General features: G+C 65.9%; 19 protein-coding genes and 1 tRNA gene. 6 read left to right on the forward strand and 14 right to left on the reverse strand.

What is annotated here, in order from left to right; translation table 11 throughout:
- Positions 1-47: 47 nt before the first annotated feature.
- From ASC94_RS28110 to ASC94_RS28125, 4 genes are all read right to left on the reverse strand, one after another.
- Positions 48-124: transfer RNA gene (locus ASC94_RS28110), tRNA-Gln, on the reverse strand.
- Positions 125-201: 77 nt separating this feature from the next.
- Complete coding sequence (gene ispE, locus ASC94_RS28115) at positions 202-1077, reverse strand: 4-(cytidine 5'-diphospho)-2-C-methyl-D-erythritol kinase (RefSeq protein ID WP_056404187.1); 876 nt, start codon at positions 1075-1077, stop codon at positions 202-204.
- Positions 1078-1102: 25 nt separating this feature from the next.
- A complete protein-coding gene (locus ASC94_RS28120; RefSeq protein ID WP_229417437.1) occupies positions 1103-1744 on the reverse strand; it encodes an outer membrane lipoprotein LolB in 642 nt (213 codons plus the stop codon).
- Positions 1744-3480 (reverse strand): tetratricopeptide repeat protein, encoded by a 1737-nt coding sequence (locus ASC94_RS28125; RefSeq protein WP_229417438.1) that lies wholly within the window; start codon positions 3478-3480, stop codon positions 1744-1746. The genes ASC94_RS28120 and ASC94_RS28125 overlap by 1 nt, the downstream gene beginning before the upstream one ends.
- Before the next feature lie 153 nt (positions 3481-3633).
- Here ASC94_RS28125 and mutM point away from each other — a divergent pair, with 153 nt between their 5' ends.
- The 3 genes from mutM to mutY all read left to right on the forward strand — a co-directional run bounded on the left by mutM (position 3634) and on the right by mutY (position 7678).
- Positions 3634-4476, forward strand: coding sequence for a bifunctional DNA-formamidopyrimidine glycosylase/DNA-(apurinic or apyrimidinic site) lyase (gene mutM, locus ASC94_RS28130; RefSeq protein WP_056404191.1), 843 nt, complete (start codon positions 3634-3636; stop codon positions 4474-4476).
- A 9-nt stretch (positions 4477-4485) separates the two neighbouring features.
- Positions 4486-6414, forward strand: coding sequence for a dynamin family protein (locus ASC94_RS28135; protein ID WP_056404194.1), 1929 nt, complete (start codon positions 4486-4488; stop codon positions 6412-6414).
- Between the two features lie 112 nt (positions 6415-6526).
- Complete coding sequence (gene mutY, locus ASC94_RS28140) at positions 6527-7678, forward strand: A/G-specific adenine glycosylase (RefSeq protein WP_056404196.1); 1152 nt, start codon at positions 6527-6529, stop codon at positions 7676-7678.
- Here the strand turns inward: mutY and ASC94_RS28145 are convergent.
- The 9 genes from ASC94_RS28145 to ASC94_RS28185 form a co-directional block, all read right to left on the reverse strand.
- On the reverse strand, positions 7675-7926 hold the full coding sequence (locus tag ASC94_RS28145; protein WP_157201620.1) for a hypothetical protein: 252 nt from the start codon (positions 7924-7926) through the stop codon (positions 7675-7677). The two genes, mutY and ASC94_RS28145, sit on opposite strands and share 4 nt — an antisense overlap.
- 86 nt (positions 7927-8012) lie before the next feature.
- The gene (locus tag ASC94_RS28150) at positions 8013-9149 is read right to left on the reverse strand and encodes a deoxyguanosinetriphosphate triphosphohydrolase (protein ID WP_056404201.1); all 1137 of its coding nucleotides are present in this window, start codon (positions 9147-9149) and stop codon (positions 8013-8015) included.
- Positions 9149-10774 (reverse strand): bifunctional shikimate kinase/3-dehydroquinate synthase AroKB, encoded by a 1626-nt coding sequence (gene aroKB / locus ASC94_RS28155; RefSeq protein WP_056404203.1) that lies wholly within the window; start codon positions 10772-10774, stop codon positions 9149-9151. Before aroKB ends, ASC94_RS28150 begins: the two co-directional genes overlap by 1 nt.
- A 100-nt stretch (positions 10775-10874) precedes the next feature.
- The gene (locus ASC94_RS28160) at positions 10875-13133 is read right to left on the reverse strand and encodes an Ig-like domain-containing protein (protein WP_056404205.1); all 2259 of its coding nucleotides are present in this window, start codon (positions 13131-13133) and stop codon (positions 10875-10877) included.
- 41 nt (positions 13134-13174) lie between these two features.
- Positions 13175-15316: a type IV pilus secretin PilQ gene (gene pilQ, locus ASC94_RS28165; RefSeq protein WP_157201628.1), complete on the reverse strand. Its 2142-nt coding sequence runs from the start codon at positions 15314-15316 to the stop codon at positions 13175-13177.
- A gap of 86 nt (positions 15317-15402) precedes the next feature.
- The gene (locus tag ASC94_RS28170) at positions 15403-15945 is read right to left on the reverse strand and encodes a pilus assembly protein PilP (RefSeq protein ID WP_056404207.1); all 543 of its coding nucleotides are present in this window, start codon (positions 15943-15945) and stop codon (positions 15403-15405) included.
- Positions 15942-16604, reverse strand: a complete 663-nt coding sequence (locus ASC94_RS28175; protein WP_056404209.1) for a type 4a pilus biogenesis protein PilO — start codon at positions 16602-16604, stop codon at positions 15942-15944. Before ASC94_RS28175 ends, ASC94_RS28170 begins: the two co-directional genes overlap by 4 nt.
- A gap of 8 nt (positions 16605-16612) precedes the next feature.
- Positions 16613-17254 (reverse strand): PilN domain-containing protein, encoded by a 642-nt coding sequence (locus ASC94_RS28180; protein ID WP_056404211.1) that lies wholly within the window; start codon positions 17252-17254, stop codon positions 16613-16615.
- Entirely contained in the window at positions 17254-18333 is a 1080-nt protein-coding gene (locus ASC94_RS28185; RefSeq protein ID WP_056404213.1) for a pilus assembly protein PilM, read from the reverse strand. The genes ASC94_RS28180 and ASC94_RS28185 overlap by 1 nt, the downstream gene beginning before the upstream one ends.
- Positions 18334-18665: 332 nt before the next feature.
- Between ASC94_RS28185 and ASC94_RS28190 the strand changes: the two genes are divergently transcribed.
- Complete coding sequence (locus ASC94_RS28190; protein ID WP_056404215.1) at positions 18666-20990, forward strand: penicillin-binding protein 1A; 2325 nt, start codon at positions 18666-18668, stop codon at positions 20988-20990.
- A gap of 78 nt (positions 20991-21068) precedes the next feature.
- On the opposite strand, the gene cyaY is transcribed toward ASC94_RS28190, so the two are convergent.
- Entirely contained in the window at positions 21069-21404 is a 336-nt protein-coding gene (gene cyaY / locus ASC94_RS28195; RefSeq protein ID WP_056404217.1) for an iron donor protein CyaY, read from the reverse strand.
- On the opposite strand from cyaY, the gene ASC94_RS33930 reads away from it, so the two are divergent.
- Together ASC94_RS33930 and lysA are read left to right on the forward strand one after the other, a co-directional pair.
- A complete protein-coding gene (locus ASC94_RS33930) occupies positions 21403-21651 on the forward strand; it encodes a lipoprotein (protein WP_229417439.1) in 249 nt (82 codons plus the stop codon). The genes cyaY and ASC94_RS33930 overlap by 2 nt on opposite strands.
- Before the next feature lie 18 nt (positions 21652-21669).
- On the forward strand, positions 21670-22947 hold the full coding sequence (lysA, locus tag ASC94_RS28200; protein WP_056404219.1) for a diaminopimelate decarboxylase: 1278 nt from the start codon (positions 21670-21672) through the stop codon (positions 22945-22947).
- The last annotated feature ends 3 nt before the right edge of the window (positions 22948-22950 follow it).

Consider the following 22950-nt stretch of genomic DNA (forward strand, 5'->3'; position numbering starts at 1 on the left):
TTATCTTGACTGGACGCTGATGCATCGACAGACCCAAGAAAAATGAGTGGCAGGGGAACAAGGATTCGAACCTTGGTATGCTGGAATCAAAATCCAGTGCCTTAACCAGCTTGGCGATTCCCCTGCTGTAACTTGCTGCTTGTCGTTACGACGGCGATTATTATACTACCGAACTAACGAAAAGCAAAATCTTTTTTTCCATCACAACATCTTGAAGACCGGATGCCGCTTCAGCGCTTTGGCCTTCCAGGCAGTCCAGACACCCTGCGCTCTTTCGAGTACCGCATCGGCCTGGCCTTCATCTGCAAAGGCACAAAACACACAAGCACCGGAACCAGTCATCCTGGCATCTCCGTAAGCTCCCAGCCATTCTATCGCCTTTGCCACCGGCGGGTAAATACTGGACGCTACTTGTTGCAAATCATTCTTGCCAAACTGCTTCAAATCTTTTCGATTTTCGTAGTGGCTGGAAAAGTCCGTTATTATGATAGGCTCGGTGTTCCTTGTCAAATACTCCGAGCAAAATATTTCCGCCGTGGGCACCCCCACGCCGGGCTCGATAACAACATACCAACAGTCCGGCGCCTCCAGCGGCTGCAGCGCTTCGCCCACGCCTTCGGCAAAGGCAGTCTGGCCGTAGATAAAGAACGGGATGTCCGCGCCCAGCGGCAGGCCCAGCGCCATCAGCTCCACCTGGCTCAAGCCGGCGTTCCACAGCGCGTTCAGCGCCATCAGCGTGGTGGCCGCGTCGGACGAGCCGCCGCCCAGGCCGCCGCCCATGGGCAGCACCTTCTCCACCGTGATATCGGCGCCGTGCAGCACGCCGCTGCGGCGCTGCGCTTCGGCCTGCAGCAGCCTGGCCGCGCGGATCACCAGGTCCTGCTGCTCCGGCACGCCGGGAATATCGTTGGTGCGGCGCAGCTGGCCGTCCGCGCGCACGCGGATGTGCAGCACGTCGCTGCGGTCGATCAGCTGGAAGGCGGTCTGCAGCAGGTGGTAGCCGTCGGCACGGCGCCCGTTCACGTGCAAAAACAGATTCAGTTTGGCCGGGGCCGGCAGGTTATTCAGTTCGGTCATGCGCTAAGGTCGCTTGCGGTGATGGCTATTGGGGTGCGTCGAGGACAATGCGGATGGCCATCTCGTCCAGCTGGCCGACCGCGCCGTGCTCGGCGTCGATGCGCTTGGGCCGCGGCGGCGCGCCGGGGGCGCCGTCCTGCCAGGTCACATAGGTGATGCGCCAGCCGTCGGCGGTGGTGACGGTGTTGGCGGCCGGGGTGGCTACGAAGCGCCGGCCGCCGGCCGTGGTGGCGTAGCCCTGCAGCCATTCGCGCAGGCCGGCCACCGGCAAAGTCCAGCCCAGCGTTTGCGCGCTCAGCGCGCCGATGTCGGGCGCGCGGCGCGGCGGCTTGCCGCTCTCGGTGAGCACCGCTTCCTGCGGCGTCACGCTGATGGTGGCCACGGTCTGGTACAGCGGCGGGGCGGTAATGGCGACGTCGGTGCGGTCCGGGCTCTGTTCCCAGGTGAAGCGCACATGGCTGGCATCCTGCTTGCCGTCCCGGCTGTAGGTGACGGACAGCTTGCCGGCCAGTTCCAGCGTGTCGCGGTAGGGCGCGACGGCCGCGCCGGGGGCCGGCGGCACGGTGGCCGCGGCGCCGCGCGGCGCCCCGCCCAGGCTGGCGCAGCCGCCCAGCAGCAGGCTCAGGCCGGCCGCGCTCATCATCATGGCTATGGATGCGCTGCGCATCACAGGCTCGTATTCAGGCGCGCCAACGTGCTTTTCAGCGCGTCGTTCTGCGGGTCCTTGGCGCGCGCCTCGCGCCACAGTTTTTGCGCGCCGCCCTGGTCGCCCTGCGCCCACAGCACTTCGCCCAGGTGCACGGCGATCTCGGGATCGTTGCGCAGGGTGTAGGCTTGGCGCAGTGTCGCCTCGGCTTCCTTCAGGCGGCCCTGGCGGTACTGCACCCAGCCCATGCTGTCCATGATGAAGGGATCGTTGGGCGCCATTTGCAGGGCCTTCTCCACCAAGGTGTAGGCTTCGTCCAGGCGCTGGTTGCGGTCGGCCAGCGAGTAGCCCAGCGCGTTGTAGGCGTGGTGGTTGTCCGGCGCGATCTCCATCACCTTGCGCAAGCTGGTTTCCATCAGCTCCGTCTTGCCCAGCTTCTCGGCCGCCAGGGCGAAGTCGTACAGCAGGTCCGGGCTGTTCGGATAGCGCAGCACGCCGTCTTCCAGCACGGCGTAGGCATCGTTGCCGCGGCCCGCGTCGCGCAGCAGCTGGGCGTCGGTCTGCGCCACCTGGGCCAGTTCGGCCGGATCCTCGCTCTTGATGTCGGCCAGCTGCTTGCGGCCGCCGTCCAGGTCGCCCATGCGGGCGGCCAGCTGGGCGCGCTTGAGCTTCACGGTCAGCAGCAGGCGCGGCTCGCCGCTGTCGATCTGTTCCAGCCAGGCCTGGGCGGCGGCGTAGTCGCCGCGCTCCTCGGCGATCTGGGACAGGATCAGCAGGGCCTTGGTCGGGTCGCGCTCGTCGCCGCCCTCCTTGTCCACCACTTCCACGAAATGCTTGAAATAGCCCTCCGCGGCGGCCACGTCGTTGCCCTGCATGGACATGATGCCCAGCGCGTACAAGGTGGCGGGGTTGTCGGGCTGGCTCTTGAGCAGGAGCTGGAACTGCTCGCGCGCCCGGTCGTACTGCTTCTGCTCCACCAGCATGCGCGCGTAGGCCGAGCGCACTTCGCGCGAATTGGGGTATTTGGCCAGGAAGGCGTTCACCATCTTGGTCACGGCGTCCGCGTCCGGCGTCACTTGCGCCATGGTCAGCAGGGCCAGCTCGGAATCGGGTTTGATGCGCATGGCCTGCTGCGCTTCCCTGGCGGCGCGTTCGGCGTCGCCGTTGGCGTGGGCGCCCTGGGCCAGCACCAGATGGGACTCCAGCGATTGGCCGTACGGCGCCAGCACGCGCTCCATCAGCGCAAAGGCGGCGGCCTTGTCCTTGGCGCGCAGCAGGAACTGCTGCATCTGGAACATGGCCAGGCCGCGCGAATTGGCCGGCGCGGCCTTCAGGCGCTGCGCGAACACCTGCTCCGCTTCGCTCAGGTCGTCGCCCAGCACCGAGAAGCCGAGGAAATACTGCGCCGCCTCGTCCGATTCCGGCGCCAGCTCGCGCCACAGGCGGATGGCCGCCATGGCTTCGCCGCCCTGCTTGGCCGCCAGCGCCATTTCCGCCGAACGCTGGGCTAAGCGCGGGTCGCGCGTCTGCTGGGCCAGCACCATCATGGTCACATAGGCGCTCTGCCATTGGCCGCGCTTGAAGTCCAGCTCCGCCTTGGTGAGCTTGTAGAACAGGTCGCTGGTCAGCTCCACGCTGGGCAGCGGCTCGGTCGCTTGCACGGCTGCCGCCGCAGCCACCGCCTGCACCGCCGGGGTGTCCTGGGCTGGCGCCGGCGGCGCGGGCTGGCCGGGCGCGTCTGCCTGTTTTTGCGGCACAACGGAGCAAGCGGAAAGCACTGCGGAGAGGGTTACAATGACGAGTGCGTTTTTCAAAGGATAGTCCTGATGGTCGGAAACTAGCCCTGATTTTACGCCAAGCCACCGCCATCGTCCGTTTGCAGGTGTAACGAAGTTTATTTAAGAGTATTCATGCCAGAATTGCCAGAAGTCGAAGTCACCCGGCGCGGGGTGGCGCCCCATATCGAAGGCCGCACCGTGCGCGGCGTGGTGCTGCGGCGCAGCGGGCTGCGCTGGCCCTTCCCGGCCGGCCTGGAAGAGGCGCTGGCGGGACGCAAGGTGGCGGCCACCGGGCGGCGCGGCAAATACCTGCTGCTGCAGTTCGAGCACGGCACGCTGATCATCCACCTCGGCATGTCCGGCCATTTGCGCGTGCTGCCGACGGACGTTCCGCCGCAAAAGCACGACCATTTCGATCTCGTGGTGGACGCGGACGCGGCCGGACAGGCCGCGCAGGTGCTGCGCATGACCGATCCGCGCCGCTTTGGCGCCGTGCTGTGGCACGCCAGGGCGGACGGCGCGCTGGAAGAACACCTGCTGCTGCGCGGCCTGGGCGTGGAGCCGCTGGAAGCGGCCTTCACGGGCGAGCTGCTGCACCGCATGACGCGCACGCGCGGCGCCGCGGTCAAGCAGGTGCTGCTGGCGGGCGATATCGTGGTAGGCGTAGGCAATATCTACTGCTCGGAGAGCCTGTTCCGCGCCGGCATCAATCCGAAGACGCCGGCCCGCCGCATCAGCCTGGCGCGCTACCAGAAGCTGGCGCAAGCCATCCGCGATGTGCTGGCCGAGGCCATTGTCCAGGGCGGCAGCACGCTGCGCGACTTTATCAGCGTCAATGGCCAGTCCGGTTACTTCCAGCAGAGCTATTTCGTCTATGATCGTAGCGGCATGCCTTGCCGCGTGTGCGGCACCCCGGTGCGCCAGGTCAAGCAGGGACAGCGTTCCACCTTCTATTGTGTGCAGTGCCAGAAATAAGAGGGAAGCATGGTCAGGGATCTTGAACAGTACAGTGCGTGGCGCCAGGGCGTGGTGGTGGCGCTGCAGCAGTACCAGGCGTGGCTGCACGGCGTGGAGCTGGCCGACGCGGCCACCGAGCAGCGCGTGGCACGCACCCTGGCGCGGCTGGCCGACGACAAGCTGTCGGTGGCCTTCGTGGCCGAATTCTCGCGCGGCAAATCCGAACTGATCAACTCCATCTTCTTTGCCGATTACGGCCAGCGCATCCTGCCCTCGGCGGCCGGCCGCACCACCATGTGCCCCACCGAACTGCTGTACGACCCGGCCTGGCCGGCCTGCATCCGCCTGCTGCCGATTGAAACGCGGGCCGAGAACCTGTCCACCAGCGACTACCGCGACAACGCATCGGCCTGGACCATGCTGCCGCTGGACCTGGACGCCCCCGCCGCCATGCACGAGGTGTTCCGCCAGGTGAGCCTGACGCGCCACGTGAGCGTGGAGGAAGCCAAGCGCTACGGCCTGTACGACGAGGACGACCCGGACATGCCGGTGACGCTGGACGACGACGGCCTGGTGGAAATTTCGCTGTGGCGCCACGCCATCATCAACTTTCCGCACCCGCTGCTCAAACAGGGCCTGGTGATCCTGGACACGCCGGGCCTGAACGCCATCGGCACCGAGCCGGAGCTGACCCTGAACCTGATCCCGCACGCGCACGCGGTGCTGTTCATCCTGGCGGCCGACACCGGCGTGACCAAGAGCGACATCGAGGTGTGGCGCAAGCACATCGGCAACGGCGCGGGCCGCCTGGTGGTGCTCAACAAGATCGACAGCATGTGGGACGAGCTGCGCAGCGACGCCGAGGTGAACGCCGAGATCGCGCGCCAGCAGGAGCATGCGGCGCACATGCTGGCCCTGGAGCCGCGCCAGGTGTTTCCCGTGTCGGCGCAGAAGGCGCTGGTGGGCAAGATCAACAGCGATGCGGCGCTGCTGGAAAAGAGCCGCCTGGGCCTGCTGGAAAAGGCGCTGTTCAACGAGCTGATCCCGGCCAAGAAGGAGATCGTGCGCAAGCAGCTGGCGCACGAACTGGGCACGCTGAGCGGTGCGCAGCAGGCGCTGGTGGCGGCGCGCTTGCGCGGCATCATGGAGCAGCTGCACGAGCTGAAAAGCCTGCGCGGCAAGAACCAGAGCGTGGTGGCCCACATGATGCGCCGCATCGACGTGGAGAAGAAGGAATTCGACAGCAGCCTGTTCAAGCTGCAGGCCACGCGCGCGGTGTTCACCCGCCTGTCCACCGAGCTGTACACCAGCCTGGGCATGGACATCCTGCGTGACCATGTGCTGGGCGTGCGCGCCGCCATGGACCGCAGCCGCTTTTCCACCGGCATGCGGGAGGCGGTGAAGGTCTTCTTCGACAACATCAAGCGCGACTTGCAGGCCGCGGAGCACAAGACCACCGAGATCCGCGAGATGATGGAGGTAATGTACCGCAAGTTCTCCAGCGAGCATGGGCTCACGCTGGCGCCGCCGATGGCGTTTTCGCTGGACCGCTACCGCGACGAGATTGCCGATATCGAGGACGTTTATGATGCGCAGTTCGGCACCGTGACCTTGCTCATGACCAGCCGCGTGGTGCTGATGGAGCGCTTCTTCGACTCCATCGCGTCGGCGGTGAAGCGCTGCTTCAAGGCGGCCAATGCGGACGCGGAAGCGTGGCTGAAGGTGATCATGGCGCCGCTGGAGGCGCAGATCCGCCAGCACAAGGACCAGCTCAAGCACCGCCTGGCGTCGATCCAGCGCATCCATGATGCGACCGACAGCCTGGAGCAGAAGATCGAAGCCTTCGAGCGCAGCCAGGGAGAACTGGAACAGCTCAAGGCGCGGCTCACCGAGCTTTCGGGCAATATCAGCATCGCCATTCACGCGGAGTTCGTGGCGCTCGACGCCGCCGCGTAACGGCGGGTTACGTCGCTGCGCTCCTGACCCGCCCTACGGGCCTGTGCATCCGTAGGGCGGGTCAGGCGGCACACCGTAACCCGCCAACCACCGCCGCAACACAAGGAACAGAATGAAACGTTTGACCCATCCGCTCACGCCTGAAAGCCCGGCGGATTACACCGATCCCACCTTTTCCGCCGACCTGATCGCCTGGCAACACCAGCACGGCCGCCACACGCTGCCGTGGCAGAACACGCGCGACGCCTACCTGGTGTGGCTGTCCGAGATCATGCTGCAGCAGACCCAGGTATCGGCCGTGCTGGGCTATTACGCGCGCTTCCTGGAGCGCTTCCCCACCCTGCGTTCGCTGGCCGAGGCGCCGGTGGAGGACGTGATGGCGCAGTGGAGCGGCCTGGGCTACTACACCCGCGCGCGCAACCTGCACAAGTGCGCGCAGCGCGTGGTAGCCGAGTACGGCGGCGTGTTCCCGTCCGACCCGGCGCTGCTGGCCGAGCTGCCCGGCATCGGCCGCTCCACGGCAGCCGCCATCGCCGCGTTTTCCAGCGGCGCGCGCGCGGCCATCATGGATGGCAACGTCAAGCGCGTGTTCGCGCGCGTGTTCGGCATCGACGCTTATCCGGGCGAAAAGAAGGTGGAGCAGGCCATGTGGCTGCGCGCCGAGGCGCTGCTGCCCGAGCAAGGCATCGAGTCGTACACGCAGGGCTTGATGGACATGGGCGCCACGCTGTGCACGCGCAGCAGCCCGGACTGCGGCCGCTGCCCGATGCAGCCGCGCTGCGTGGCCTTCGCCACCGGCCGCACCAAGGAGCTGCCGGTGCGCAAGCCGAAGAAGGCCACGCCGGAAAAGCACGCCACCATGCTGGTGCTTATCGACCGGGGCCAGGTGCTGCTGGAGCAGCGGCCCGCCACGGGGATCTGGGGCGGACTGCTGTCGCTGCCCGAGCTGGACGGCCACACGCTGGCCGGGGACGACGACATTCCGCCGGCGGACGAGGCGGCGCTGCTGGCTGCGGTGACTATGTTCGGGGAGATGGAATCGCACGAGCGGCTGATGACGGTGACGCATGTGTTCACGCACTACAAGCTGCACATCGCGCCGCTGCTGGTGACGCTGGCGAAGCGGGTCCCCTTCGCCGCCGGTGGCCGTCACGTCTGGCTGGACGCCTCCCGCGTGGCCGACGCCGCCCTGCCGGCGCCGATCAAGAAGCTGCTGCTGGAATTGCTGGGCGACAGCGCAGCCGCCCAGGCGCGCATGTTCTAGCCAAACAGCTTGCCAAGGCTGAATGCCACGGTGGCGATGCTGATGGTGGTGGCGAGAAACCACCTCAGCATGGCCGCCTCCAGCTTGGCAATGTCTTCCCGCACCGCGAGCACATCGGCTTTGGTGGCATAGTTGGAAAGGATGGTTGCCACGTGCTGCTCAACGACGCGCAGCCGCGGCTCCAAACCCTCCAAGGCACCTAGCCGCCGATCTACAGAATTGAACCGCTCTTTGGTTTCTTCGTCCATGGCGCACCTCCGCCTGTTCATAATGCGCTGCGCAAGGACGATTATCAAGCGGACCGCGCACGGGGCTTGATGCGGATCAGATGATCCTACAGTTCTTCGAGCGAGAACAGGCGGCGGTGTTCGCGGATGGCGTAGCGGTCGGTCATGCCGGCGATGTAGTCGGCGATTTTGCGCGCCTGCGCAGTGGCGTCGCCGGAGGCGTCCACGTAGTCGGGCGGTAATAGCACCGGGTCGGCCATGAAGGCGTCGAACAGCTCGCGCAGGATGCGGCTGGCTTTCACGCGCATGCGGTTGACCTTGTAGTGCCGGTACAGGTTGGCGCGCAGGAAGCGCTTGAGCTCGGTGGCGTCCTTGCGCATCTGGTCCGAGAAACGGATCAGCGGCGGCGCCCGGCGCACGTCGTCCAGGCTTTTCGGCGCGGCGTCCAGCAGCAGCTGGCCGGAGGTGGCCAGCAGGTCGTCGGCCAGCGCGGTGATCAGGCGGCGCAGGGTTTCATAGATGGCGCGCCGGCCGCTCAGGCCGGGATGCGCGCGCTGCACGTCATGCCACAGGCGGGCGAAGAAATCCACCTGCTCCAGCTGTTCTATCGTGATGAGGCCGGAGCGCAGGCCGTCGTCGATGTCGTGGCTGTTGTAGGCGATCTCGTCGGCCAGGTTGGTCAGCTGCGCCTCCAGCGAAGGCTGGGTGCGGTCGATGAAGCGCTGCGCCACCGGCCCCAGCAGCCGGGCGTTGGCCAGCGAGCAGTGCTTGAGGATGCCCTCGCGGGTTTCGAACATCAGGTTCAGGCCGTCGAAGGCGCCGTACTGCTCCTCCAGCGTGTCCACCACGCGCAGGCTTTGCAGGTTGTGCTCGAAGCCGCCGTGCTCCTGCATGCACTCGTTCAGCACGTCCTGGCCCACGTGGCCGAAGGGCGTGTGGCCCAGGTCGTGCGCCAGCGCCACCGCTTCCACCAGGTCCTCGTTCAGGCGCAGGTTGCGCGCGAGCGAGCGGCCCACTTGCGCCACTTCCAGGCTGTGCGTGAGGCGGGTGCGGAACAGGTCGCCCTCGTGGTTGAGGAAGACCTGGGTCTTGTACTCCAGCCGCCGGAAGGCGGTGGAGTGAATGATGCGGTCGCGGTCGCGCTGGTACTGGCTGCGCGAGGCGTGCGGGGTTTCCGGGTAGCGGCGCCCCACGCCCTGGTCCGAATGCACGGCGTAGGGGGCGAGGTGGGCTTCGCTGCTCATCATTGCGTCTGTACGCAGGCGGCCAGGGTTTCCAGCAGCAGTTCCTGCGGCGCGTTGGTGATGCTGGGGCTGCCCAGCGGTTTCAGCAGGATGAACTTGATGGCGCCGCCTTCGTTCTTCTTGTCCACCTCCATCAGCTCCAGCCAGCGCGCGGTGCCGAGGTCCGGCGCCACGGTGGGCAGGCCGGCGGCGGCCACCAGCGCGCGCACGCGCTGCACGGTGTCCTTGTCGACCAGGCCCATGCGGCGCGACAGGTCGGCCGCCATCACCATGCCGCAGCCGACCGCTTCGCCATGCAACCAGTTGCCGTAGCCCAGGCCGTTTTCAATGGCGTGGCCGAAGGTGTGGCCGAAATTGAGAATGGCGCGCAGCCCGCCCTCGCGCTCGTCCTGGCGCACCACGTCGGCCTTGATTTCGCAGGAACGCGCGATGGCGTAGGCCAGCGCGCCCTTGTCGCGCGCCACCAGCAGGCCGATGTTGGCTTCGATCCAGTCGAAGAATTCCGCGTCGATGATGGCGCCGTGCTTGATCACCTCGGCCAGGCCGGCCGACAGTTCGCGGTCCGGCAGGGTTTCCAGGGTGGAGGTGTCGGCGATCACCACGCGCGGCTGGTAGAACGCGCCTATCATGTTCTTGCCCAGCGGGTGATTGATGCCGGTCTTGCCGCCCACCGAGGAATCGACCTGGCTCAGCAAGGTGGTCGGCACCTGGATGAAGTCCACGCCGCGCATATAGCTGGCGGCCGCGTAGCCGGTCAGGTCGCCGATCACGCCGCCGCCCAGCGCCAGCAGCGTGGTCTTGCGGTCGGCCTTGGCCGCCAGCAGGGTGTCGAACACCGTCATCAGGCTGTTCCAGGTCTTGTACTCTTCGCCGTCCGGCAGGATGATCTCGATGATGTCCTTGCCATGCGCCTGCAGCGCGCTGCGCACGGTGTCCAGGTAGAGCGGCGCGACGGTGGTGTTGGTGACGATGGCGACCTTGCTGCCGGTGACATGGCGCGCCAGCAGTGCGCCGTCCGCCAGCAGCGACGGTCCGATGGAGATGGGGTAGCTGCGCTCGCCCAGCTCGACGTTCAGGAGGATGGTGGTTTGTTCGTTCATCGATGATTGTGCCGTGGTGACACAGTTGGGCGCAGCCTGGCAAGCCAGCGCGTCCAGCTGGTTCAGAATTGAGTGAACCATCGATTGTACGTTAGGTCGGCCGGTATCGACGATGATGTGGGCCATTTCCTCGTACAGCGGCTCGCGCTGGGCCAGCAGTTCCTCCAGCTTTTTGCGCGGGTCGGCCGTCTGCAGCAGGGGGCGGTTCTTGTCGTGTGCGGTGCGGGCCAGGATGCTGTTGATGCTGGCGCGCAGGTAGATCACGGTGCCGCGCTCGCGCAGCAGGGCGCGGCTGTCCGGGTTGAGGATGGCGCCGCCGCCGGTGGCCAGCACCAGGCCCTGCTGGGCGGTCAGCTCGCGGATCACGTCGGCTTCCCGGCGGCGGAAGCTCGCTTCCCCCTCGATCTCGAAGATCCACGGAATGGAGGCGCCGGTGCGGGCCTCGATCTCGTGGTCCGAGTCGACGAAGGTCAGGCCCAGTTTGCGGGCAAGGATGCGGCCTATGGTGGTCTTTCCCGCCCCCATCAGTCCGACCAGAAATATATTACTGCCGTAAGTATCAGCCACTATGATCCAATGTTCGGTTAAGCGGGCACCGGCCGGGGCCGGTGCCGCAGCCGCCTCCTTACGGGCAGCTGAACCGCAGTTTAAACGGATAACTGGTCACATTGTTGCGTGGCGTGGTGATAGTCACGTTGAAAGTTGCATTTAGTGCCGTCAGGCAAGGTTTGGGCTGCACGCTGCCCACCGTCACCGTGTGGAAGGAGCCCTGGCGGATGCTGTTGTTGTCGATGCCGGTGCCGCTGCTGGCATCGCCGCTGGCGATGTGGGCGAACACGTTTTGCACCGTGCTGGGCGACACACCCGTGGCGGCCGCGTTGACCGGGTTGGAAATGTCCACCCGGGTGCCGGCCGGCATGGGGTTGTTGTTGATGTCGTTGATCTGCAGCGTGAACACGCGCGAATCGTTGGCGCCCACGGTGCCCAGGTCGTATTCGGCGCCGGTCAGGCGGACCGGCGTCGGGCTGGCGGTGTCGGCGAACCACACATTGTCGGCGAAGCTGCCGCTCAGGAAGATGCCTATCTTCGAGAACAAGGTGGTCACGCCGTCGGTGGTGCTGGCGCAGATCGAGGCCAGGCCGGTGCGGGTACTGTCGTTGCTCACGCCGGCGGCGCTGCCGGTATTGCACGGCGTGGCGGGCGTGTTGGCCGGGGCCGTGCGCGGGTTCTGGGTGCGGAAGTCCACCGAGCAGCCGCCGTTGACGGTGTTGCAGGCGCCCTTGCTGGACGAGCCCACCGAGGCCAGGTTGCTCTGGAACACCACCGGCAAGCCGTCCGGCACCGGATTGCCGAAGCCGTCCGCCACCATGATGCTGACGCTGGTGGCCGGCGTAACCGGGCCGCTGTCGAAGGTCCAGCCTTCCACGTTCGGGCTGCCCACGCTCAGCGAGAACGCTTGCTGCACCGCCGCGCCGGTGGTGACGACGATGGAATCGGACAGGGTCGACACGCTGGGATTGCTGGCCAGGGTGGCCTGCACGCGGAACGAGGTGGCCTTGGTGCCGGAGTTGACGGTCATGATGACGTCGCCGTTGGCGTCGGTGCTGTCGCTGGTCTTGTTGATGGTCACGTCCGGCGAGGCGGTGGTGAAGTTGACCAGCTGGGCCGCCAGCGGCTTGCCGAAGATGTCCACCACGCGGAAGGTCAGCGTGGCGGTCTCGGTACGGCCGAAGCCGCCCTTGCCCTTGATGACGATGGACTGGTTGACCGGGGTGGCGCCGACGAACTGGATCGAGGCGGCGGCCGGGCTGGCGATGGCCAGGTTGGCGGTGACCGATTTCGGGGTCGACGAGCCGCTGTTGAGGGTGGCGGTGATCACGTCGTTGTTGCCGCAGCCCTGGTCGCGGAACACCACCTGCGCGGTGCCGTTGCTGGTCGGTGCGCTGGAGGCCAGCGTGGCCTTGCCGGCGGTGACGCAGGCCGAGCTGAAGGAAATATTCATCTGCTGCTCGGTGTACTTGACCGCACCGGCCAGCACGTCGACCGAGATCACGGTGGAACCGTAGGCGCCGATGCTGCCCGGCGACAGGCGCAGCGCGCTCAGCGCCACGTCGGTGGCGCCCACCGTGAAGTTGGCGGCAGCCGACACGGCCGCGCCATCCACGCTGGAGGAGACGGTGACGGTGCCGGCGCCGCTGGCGACCAGGCTGGCCGGACGCATGGTGGCGTCGGCCACGCCGTTGGCGTCGGTCAGGGTGGTGCCGGCCGACGGCGAGAACGCCACCAGCGAGCTGCTGGCCACGAAGGTCACCAGCGCATTCGGCACCGGCTTGCCGTCCTTGTCGCGCACGGTGGCGCGCGCGGTCAGCGGGGCAACGCTGGAGAGCGAATTGCTGGCCGCGCCGCTGCTGCTGAGCAAGGCCAGCGACATGGACGGCGCCTGCACCGGCGTGCCCGCCACGACCTGGATCTTCTTTTCGGCCGAGGTGACGCCGCCGGCGGTGGCGGTGATGGTGATGGTGCGCAGCGCGCTATCGCCCTTGGTGTTCAGCTTGGCGGTCACGGTGCCGCTGGCGTCGGTGGTGCGGGTGGCGGCCGCGATGGCGCCCGAGCTGGCCTTGAAATCAACGGTCTGGTCGGCCATGACGTTGTTGTTGGCGTCCTTGACCACCACGGTCAGCGTGACTTCGGTACCGTCCGCGCCGGAGGAGGCGATGGTGTCGGCGCTCGACACCAGCACCACGCTGGTCACCTTGGCAGTGCTGCCCGGCGTGGTGCCGGTGCCGCCGTTGGTGCTGCCGGGGTTGCCGCCGCCGCCGCCGCAGGCGGCCAGCAGGCCGGCGCACAGCGATAAGGCCAGCCATTGTTTCATTTTTTTCATCATGCTGCTTTCCGTTGTAAACATAGATAACCTCAATGGCAACATTATCGGGCCGAGAGCCGCTCGGCGACAATCTTCGGCGTGATAAAGACCAGCAATTCCGTCTTGTCGTTGGTGCGCGAATCGGTGCGGAACAGATAGCCCAGCACCGGCACGTCGCCCAGCAGCGGCACCTTGCTCACGGTGTTGCGCTCGATCTGCTGGTAGATACCGCCCAGCACCACCGTGCCGCCGTTGTCGACCATCACCTGGGTCTTCACGTGCTTGGTGTCGATGGCGAAGCCGGCCCGGGTTTCCTGGCCCACGCTGTCCTTGTTCACGTCCACGTCGATCACCACGTTGCCGTCCGGCGTGATCTGCGGCGTCACTTCCAGGCGCAGGTTGGCCTTGCGGAACACGATGGAGGTGGCGCCGCTGCTGGTGGCCACCTGGTAAGGCAGCTCCAGGCCCTGCTCGATGATGGCCACCGCCTTGTCGGCTGTCACCACGCGCGGGCTGGACACGATCTTGCCGGTGCCATCGGCCTCCAGCGCCGACAGCTCCAGGTTCAGGAAGCGGTTGGCAGCCGAGGAGAACAGGCTGATGGCCAGGCTGCCGGCGGCGGCGCCGTTGATGGGCGCGGCCGGCAGGTTGACGAACTGGGTATTGTTGAAGCTGTCGTTGGCGTTGGCGATGCTGACCTGGCCGGTGGTCTGGCCCACGCCGGTCAGGTTGCCGCCGATGCCGATGCGGGTGTTGCCGCCGCCCAGCTGGTAGCCCGAGTCGCCGCCGCGGATGGTGCGCATGTCGGCAAAGCCCAGCTTGGCGCCCAGGTTGCGGGTGAAGGAATCGCTGGCTTCGACAATGCGGGCTTCGATCAGCACCTGCTTGGAGGCGATGTCGGTCTTGGCGATCAGCTTGCGGATATCGTCCAGCTTGGAGGCGATGTCGGTGACGAACAGCTGGTTGGTGCGCGGCTCGATGATGGCGCTGCCGCGCCGCGACAGCACGCGGTTCTTGGCGTCGGCCCCGCTGTCCAGGCCGAACACGGTCTTGAACGATTCCGCCTTCTGGTAATTGAGCTGGAAGATTTCCGATTTCAGCGGCTCCAGGTCGGCGATCTGGGCGCGCTGCTCCAGCTCCAGCTTTTCCTTGGTCAGCAATTCTTCCTTGGGGGCGATCCACAGCACCGAACCGTTCTTGCGCATGTCCAGGCCCTTGGCCTGCAGCACCACGTCCAGCGCCTGGTCCCACGGCACTTCCTTCAGGCGCAGGGTCAGGTTGCCGGCCACGCTGTCGCTGGTGATGATGTTCAGGCCGGAGATGTCGGCAATCGCCTGCAGCGCGGCGCGCACTTCCACGTTCTGGAAGTTGAACGACAGCTTCTCGCCGCGGTAGCCCTGGGTGCCCTGGGTCAGCTTGTTGGGGTCTTCCTTGATGGGCTTGACGTCCACCACCAGCTGGGTGTCGCTCTGGTACACGCTCTGTTCCCACAGGCCCTTGGCGTCGATGGTCATGCGCACGTTGTCGCCCTGCGGCACGGTGGTGATCTGCGACACCGGCGTGCCGAAGTCGGTCACGTCCAGGCGGCGGCGCAGCGATTCGGGCAGGCCGGTCTTGAGGAAATCGATCACCAGGCCGGCGGCGGTGGGCCGCACGTCGACCGCCACCTGGCTGTTGGGCAAGTCCACCACCACGCGGCCTTCGCCGTTGGCGCCGCGGCGGAAGTCCAGGTCGCGCAGCTGCTGCTTGCCGGGCGGCAGCGCGGCCTGCGCCGGCGCGGCCGGCTTGACCGGCAAGCCCTTGGCATCGACCGCCGTGGCCAGGCCGCCGGAACCGTCGATGGTGAGGATGACGGCGTTGCCGTCGATGGCGGTAGCGTAGTTCAGGCTGCGCTTCAGGTTGAACACCAGGCGCGAGCGTTCGCCGGCCTGCACCACGTTTACGCTGCGCAGCTCGCCCTGGTTGATGTCCTGGGTGGTCTTGCCGGTGGCGTTGACGGTGGCGCCGAAGTCGAGCGCGATGCGCGGCGGGCTGGTGATGGCAAAGCCGATCGGCAATTTTTCCGGCGCATTCTTCAGTGCGATCTTGACGATCACGTTGGCGCCCTGCTGGTTGGTGGTGATGGACTCGATGGCGTTGCCCGGCTGGGCCAGCGCGCGGGACGGCGCCAGCAAGGCGCAGCACAGCGCCAGCAGCGGGACCATCGCCATCAGCGCAGCCAGCGCGGGGGCCGGCATCCGCTGGCGGAACGCGGCAGTGCGCCGTTGGAACGCGGCAGTGTTAAGGGGCTTCATTTGTGGTTCTCCTTGCTTTCCTGCAGTTCCAGCTTCGACATGCGCTCAACCCAGTCGCCGGTGGCGTCCTGGACGATTTCCTTGACGTTCACGGCATCCTCGGTGATGCCGGTGATGAGGCCGAAGTTCTGGCCCACGTGCTGGCCGGCGCGCACCTGGTACACCGATTTATCCACTTGCAGCAGGGCGTACATCACCCTGCTCTTTTCCAGCGTGCCCACCATCTTGACGGTGTCGAGCGGGAAGGTTTCGAGGAATTCCTTGCGCCGGTCCATGTCCGGCTTGAGCCCGCCGCCCGGCTTGCGGTCCAGCCGCGCCAGCTCGGCCAGCAGCTTGTTGGGGCTGAAGGGGTCGATTTCCTGCTGCGCCGCGTAGGCGAAGGGAATGAAGGTCTTGGGTTCGCTGATCGGCGTCACGGCGACCTGGGCCGAGCTGTCGACCTGCTTCATCCAGTCGCGCACTTCCTGCACGTTGCTGTCGCCGCAGCCGGCCAGGACCAGCGCGCCGGCCAGCGCGGCGATGAGATGGCGGATGCTCATTTTTTGGCCGCCTTTTTCTTGTCGGCGGCGGCCTTGCGCTGCGCCGCCACTTCCTCGGGGTCCAGGTAGCGGAAGGTCTTGGCCACCGCGTCCAGGGTCAGGTTGCCGTCCTTGCCGGCCGTCAGCGCCATATTGTTCAGTGTAACGATGCGCGGCAGGTTGGCCATGTCGCTGGCGAAGGCGCCCACGTCATGGTAGTTGCCGGTCACCTTGATATCGATCGGCAGCTCGGCGTAATAGTCGCGCACCACCACCTGGCCCGGCTTGAACAGCTCGAACTGCAGGCCGCGCCCGAGGCCGGCCTGGTTGATGTCCGACAGCAGCGCGGCCATCTCGGCCTTGCTCGGCAGCTGCTTTTGCAGGCGCTCCACGTACTGGTCCACCTGGTGCTTCTGCGCGCGCAGCGCGTCCAGGTTGACCGCCTGCTGGGTCTTGAGGGTGTATTCGCCGCGCAGGCGCTGCTCTTCCGCCGCCAGCGCTTCCTGGGTGTCGAACTGGCTGCTCCAGTAGGCAAAATAGCCCAGCACGGCCACCGCCGCCACCATGGCCACCGCGCACAGGATGCGCGGCGCCAGCGGCCACTGGCCCGGATGGCGGCCGCTCAGCCCGCGGAACTGCTCGGCCAGCGCGGCACTTGCGTCTTTCAGGTCGATCGCCATGGCCGCCCTCAGCTTCCGGCCGCAGCCGTTGCAACGGCGCCGGGCTTGGCGCCCTTGCCGTCTGGTTTGCCATCGGCCGGCTTGTCCTTGTCGCGCGGGCGCTTGATACTGACGATCATGTTGAATTCCACTACTTTCTTGGCGGTCCGCCCCTGGCCCAGGCCGGTGGACTTCACTTCAATCAGGTCCGGCTTTTCCAGCCAGGGCGAAACGCCGGCCACATTGCGCAGCAGCTCCGAGACGCGCTCCTGCGACTGCGCGTAGCCCAGCAGCGTCACCTTCTGGCCGTCCTGCTTGAAGGCCTTCAGGTACACGCCCGGCGGGGTCTGCTTGACCAGTTCGTCCAGCAGGTAGACCGGCTGGTTGCGGTCGCCCTGCAAATCCTCCACGGCCTGCTGGCGCGCTTTCAGCGCCTGGATTTCCTGCTTCAGGGTGGCGATCTCGGCGATTTTCTTGTCCAGCACCACGATGGCATCCTTGATGACCTTGTTGCGCTGCTCCTGGATGGAGATGGCGCGCGCGTTGTAGCCGCCCACCACCAGCACGATGGCCGCGCCGACCAGCGCGCCCAGCACCAGCAGCGCGTAGAAAGCGGACTTCTTTTGCCTGCGCTTGGCCTCGCGGTGCGGCAGCAGATTGATATGGATCATCAGCCGAACCTCCGCATGGCCAGGCCGCAGGCCACCAGGTAGGCCGGCGCTTCGGCGCGCAGCGCCTGCTCGCGCACGCCCGGCCCCAGCTGCATGCCCTTGAACGGCGAGATCACGGCGCTGGAAATCTTGCTGCGGCTGGCCACGATGTCGAGCAGCCCGGGGATCAGGGCGCAGCCGCCGGCCAGGAACAGCTGGTCCACCCGCGTGTAGGGGGTGGAGGTGTAGAAGAACTGGATGGCGCGCGTCACTTCCAGCGCGGCGCTTTCCAGGAAGGGGGTGAGGATCTCGGCACTATAGTTGTCCGGCAGCTCGCCGGACTTCTTGCGCGACTCGGCCTCGTCGAAAGACATGCCGTAGCTGCGCACGATTTCCTGGGTCAGCGCATTGCCGCCGAACGGCGCCTCGCGCTCGTAGATGGTGGCGCCGTCCAGCAATACTGAAATATGGGTGACCTGGGCGCCGATCTGGAACAGCGCCACGATCTGCCCGGCGCCGCCCTCGGGCAACTGCACCAGCACGCGGTCCAGCGCCGCGCGCGCGGCATAGGATTCCACGTCCATCACGGTGGCCTTCAGGCCGGACGCCTCGGCGATGGCGACGCGGTCTTCCACCTTTTCGCGGCGCGAGGCGGCCAGCATCACTTCAATATCCTCGGGGGAGTTGGGGGCCGGGCCGATCACGTCGAAGTCCAGGCTGACCTCGTCCAGCGCGAACGGAATGTACTGGCTCGCTTCGGATTCCACCTGCACTTCCAGCTGGTCTTCGGCCATGCCGGCCGGCAGCACGATCTTCTTGGTGATGACGGAGGCGGGCGGCATGCCCAGCGCGGCCAGCTTGGCGCGGGTGCCGCTCTTTTTCCACACGCGGCGCAGCGCGTCCACCACCTGCTCCATGTTTTCGATATTGCCGTCCACCACGGCGCCGCGCGGCAGCGGCTCGGCCGCATAGCGCTCCAGGCGCCAGCCCTCCCTGCCCGCCTGCGACAGTTCCACCACCCGCACGCTGGAGGTGCTGATGTCCACGCCGATCAGCGGCGGATTGCCGCCGCCGAACAAGCTGCCGAGATCCAGGTTCATATTGCAACACCTGTGGTTGAATGCATAAGGGAACTCGTTTGAAAACCAGCGGTTAGGAGACAGAAGTGAGGCGGTACATTAAATCCTAGCAATAAGGTGAATCCAGTGTAAAGGTATTTCTACTGTGCACAAATGCCCGTCTGTGCGCGTTTCGCCACACTTTCGGCGACCCGTTTTCCCTCTGGCGTGAACGCAAAAACAACTAAGTTGTTTTGTTGCTCAGAGTAAATATTTCCTGATTTCCGGTAGGCTACGCGCGTGCCGCGGCTATCAGTGCTCGCTTATAATGGCTCGGATAACCATAGCGAAACCATCGTGAAAGACCCAAGCGCATGAGCACTGCCCAACCCGGTAACGCCTCCCCTTCCCGTTCCAAGAAAGTTCTGCTGACCGTGCTGGCCTCCTTGCTGGGCCTGGCGATGGTCGCGGTGCTGCTGGTCGTGTTCGGGCTGGCGATGGCCTACCCCAACCTGCCCGAGCTCGATTCCCTGACCGACTACCGGCCCAAGATGCCGCTGCGCATCTTCTCGGCCGACAATGTACTGATCGGCGAGTTCGGCGAGGAGCGCCGCAACCTCGTGCACATCAAGGACATCCCCGACGTGATGAAAAAGGCCGTGCTGGCCATCGAGGACGACCGCTTCTACGACCACGGCGGCATCGACTACGCCGGCATCCTGCGCGCGGCCGTGCACAACGCCACCGGCGGCGCGCGCCAGGGCGCGTCCACCATCACGCAGCAGGTGGCGCGCAACTTCTTCCTGTCCAGCGAACAGACCTTCAAGCGCAAGATCTACGAGATCCTGCTGGCGTGGAAAATCGAGAAGAACCTCAGCAAGGACCAGATCCTCGAGGTATATATGAACCAGATCTACCTGGGCCAGCGCGCCTACGGATTCTCCTCGGCCGCACAAATCTATTTCGGCAAGAATCTGAAAGACATTAGCGTGGCCGAGGCGGCCATGCTGGCGGGCTTGCCGAAAGCGCCGTCGGCCTACAACCCGGTGGTCAATCCCAAGCGCGCGCGCACCCGCCAGCAATACATCCTGGTGCGCATGGCGCAGCTGGGCTACATCAGCGACGCGCAATTCCAGGCCGCCAAGGCCGAGCCGCTGAAAGTGAAGACCGACAGCAGCGAATTCGGCGTGCACGCCGAATACGTGGCCGAGATGGCGCGCCAGCTGGTGTACGAACAGTTCAAGGAAGACACCTACACGCGCGGCCTGAACGTATTCACCACCATCACCAAGGCCGACCAGGACGCGGCCTACCTGGCGCTGCGCCGGGGCGTGATGGAATACGAAAAGCGCCACGCCTACCGCGGCCCGGAAGCCTACATCAACATCCCGTCCGCCAAGGAAGAGGCGGACGACGCCATCGAATCCGAGCTGGCCGGCCACCCGGACAGCGACGACATCGTGGCCGCCATGGTGCTGAACGCCACGCCGCAGAAAGTGACGGCGGTTACCGCCACCGGCGAGGAAATCAGCATCACCGGCGCCGGGCTGGAAATGGGCAAGTCCTGGCTGTCGGACAAGGCCGCGCCCAACAAGCGCATCCGCCGCGGCGCCGTGATCCGCGTGATGCGCCAGGAAAAGGACTGGGAAATCACCCAGATGCCGGAGATCGAATCGGCCTTCGTGGCCGCCTCCACCGAGGACGGCGCCATCAAGGCCATGGTGGGCGGCTTCGACTACAACCGCAACAAGTTCAACCACGTCACGCAAGCCTGGCGCCAGCCCGGCTCCTCGTTCAAGCCCTTCATCTACTCGGCCTCGCTGGAGCGTGGCCTGTCGCCGGCCACCGTGATCAACGACGCGCCGATCTCCTTCGACGCCGGCCAGACCGGCGGCCAGGCCTGGGAACCGAAGAACTACGACGGCAAGTACGAAGGCCCGATGACCATGCGGCGCGGTCTGACCAAGTCCAAGAACATGATCTCGATCCGCATTTTGCACCGCATCGGCGCCAAATACGGCCAGGAATACACCACCCGCTTCGGCTTCGACGCCGACAAGAACCCGCCCTACCTGACCCTGGCGCTGGGCGCCGGCGCGGTAACGCCGCTGCAGATGGCCGGCGCCTACGCGGTTTTCGCCAACGGCGGCTACAAGGTCTCGCCCTACCTGATCTCGAAGGTCACGGACGCCAACGGCAAGGTGCTGTCGCAGGCCAACCCGGACCGCGCCGGGGTGGACGCCAACCGCGTGATCGACGAGCGCAACGCCTTCCTGATGGACAGCATGATGAAAGACGTGGTGCGCTTCGGCACGGCCACCAAGGCGCTGTCGCTCAAGCGCCCGGACATCGCCGGCAAGACCGGCACCACCAACGACTCGATCGACGCCTGGTTCGCCGGCTACCAGTCCAAGCTGGTGGGCGTGGCCTGGATCGGCTACGACCAGCCCAAGAACCTGGGCAACCGTGAAACCGGCGGCGGCCTGGCGCTGCCGATCTGGATCGGCTACATGGCCAAGGCGCTGAAGACGGTACCGATCGAAGAGCGCGCCGTGCCGGAAGGCATGATGGTGGTGGACGGTGAATACTACTACGCCGAAAACCCGCCGGGCACGGGCGTGACCAGCCTGGAAGGCGCCACCCGCGCCACCCCGGCCGAAGAAAAAGCCAAGGACGCCGTGAAAAACGAGCTGTTCTAAAAAAAAATGGGGTCAGGGTTAATTATTCGGGAAATATTTCCCGAATAATTAACCCTGACCCCATTTTTGCATTTTTGCTTATGCCGGACTGATGACGACGGGGGCGCCGCCCTGGGCGGTGGTGATCTCGGAGAGCGCGGCGAACAGCTCGGAGCCGTCGCGGGTGTTGATCCACTGCCCTTCGATGCGCTTGTAGTGGAAGCCGCCGGAACGGGCCGCCACCCACAGCTCCTGCATCGGCGCCTGGCTGTTGACGATGACCTTGGAGCCGTTGTCGATGAACTCGATTTCCAGCACGTTGCCGCTGCGCTTGCATTCGACGTCCACCATGTCCTGGTCGTTCAGCCGGTCCAGCGCGGCCTCGATGGCGTTCAGGGTGGCGTCGGCCAGGGTCAAAAATTCTGTTTCGGTCATGCTACACTCCAAGCTCTCTAGTCAAACCGTGATTTTAATCGTGAAGTCCACATTAGCGCTGCAATTCACTGCGCTGGCCTGCACCGCCGCCCTGCTGGGCGGCTGCGGCCAGCAAGGCCCGCTGTATTTACCCAAACAGCCTGCCAAACCCGCCTCTGCCAATACCCAAGGCAAACCCGGCGTGGCGCCGCCATCCGCCCCCGTGCCTTCGACTCCTCCCGCATCCCAACAATCGCCCGTTAACTAAGCCATCCTAAGCCATTTCATGTCGCAATTTTCTTACCAGAACGGCGTGCTGCACGCCGAGGGCGTGCCGCTGAGCGCCATCGCCGAACAGTACGGCACGCCAGCCTACGTGTATTCCAAAGCGCAGCTGCTCGATAACTTCGCATCATACGCCGATGCGTGCCAGGGCCGCGACGCGCTGGTCTGCTACGCCATGAAGGCCAATTCCAACCTGGCCATCCTGGACTTGCTGGCGCGCCAGGGCGCCGGTTTCGACATCGTGTCCGGCGGCGAGCTGCTGCGCGTGATCGCGGCCGGCGGCGACCCGCGCAAGGTGATTTTCTCGGGCGTGGGCAAGAGCGTGGAAGAAATGCGCCTGGCGCTGCAGCACGACATCCTGTGCTTCAACGTGGAGTCGATCCCGGAACTGCACCGCCTGAACGAGGTGGCCGGCAGCATGGGCAAGAAGGCGCGCGTGTCGCTGCGCGTGAACCCGAACGTCGATCCCAAGACCCATCCCTACATCGCCACCGGCCTGAAAGCCAGCAAGTTCGGCGTGGCCTTCAGCGACGCCCTGGCCACCTACCGCGCCGCAGCCCAGCTGCCGCACCTGGACGTGGCCGGCATCGACTGCCACATCGGCTCGCAGCTGCTGGACGACGCGCCGCTGCTGGAAGCGCTGGACAAGCTGATTGAACTGATCGACGCGCTGGGCACGGAAGGCATCCACCTGCACCACCTGGACCTGGGCGGCGGCATCGGCATCGATTACGGCGACGAGGAAGACGGCGCACCGGTGGCGGTGGGCGACTACCTGAGCCGCGTGTTCGCGCGCGTGGACGCCTGGCGCGCCGAGCGCCACGGCGGCAAGCCGATCAAGGTGATTTTCGAGCCGGGCCGCTCCATCGTCGGCAACACGGGCGTGCTGCTGACCAAGGTGGAGTTCATCAAGCACGGCGAGGAGAAGAACTTTTGCATCGTCGACGCGGCCATGAACGACATGGCGCGCCCCGCGCTGTACCAGGCGTGGATGGACATGCAGCCGGTGCTGCAGGGCGATGCGCCGATGGCGACCTTCGACGTGGTGGGCCCGATCTGCGAGTCGGGCGACTGGCTGGCGCGCGACCGCGCACTGGCGATCGCGCCGGGCGACCTGCTGGTGATGAAGACGGCCGGCGCTTACGGCATGACGATGGCGTCCAACTACAACACGCGCGGCCGCGCCGCCGAGGTGATGGTGGACGGCACCCAGGTGCACCTGGTGCGCCAGCGTGAAAACCCGGCCGACCTGTTCGCGCTGGAGTCGCTGGTCAAGTGATGC

Source organism: Massilia sp. Root418 (assembly GCF_001425265.1).
Taxonomy (GTDB): domain Bacteria; phylum Pseudomonadota; class Gammaproteobacteria; order Burkholderiales; family Burkholderiaceae_D; genus Rugamonas.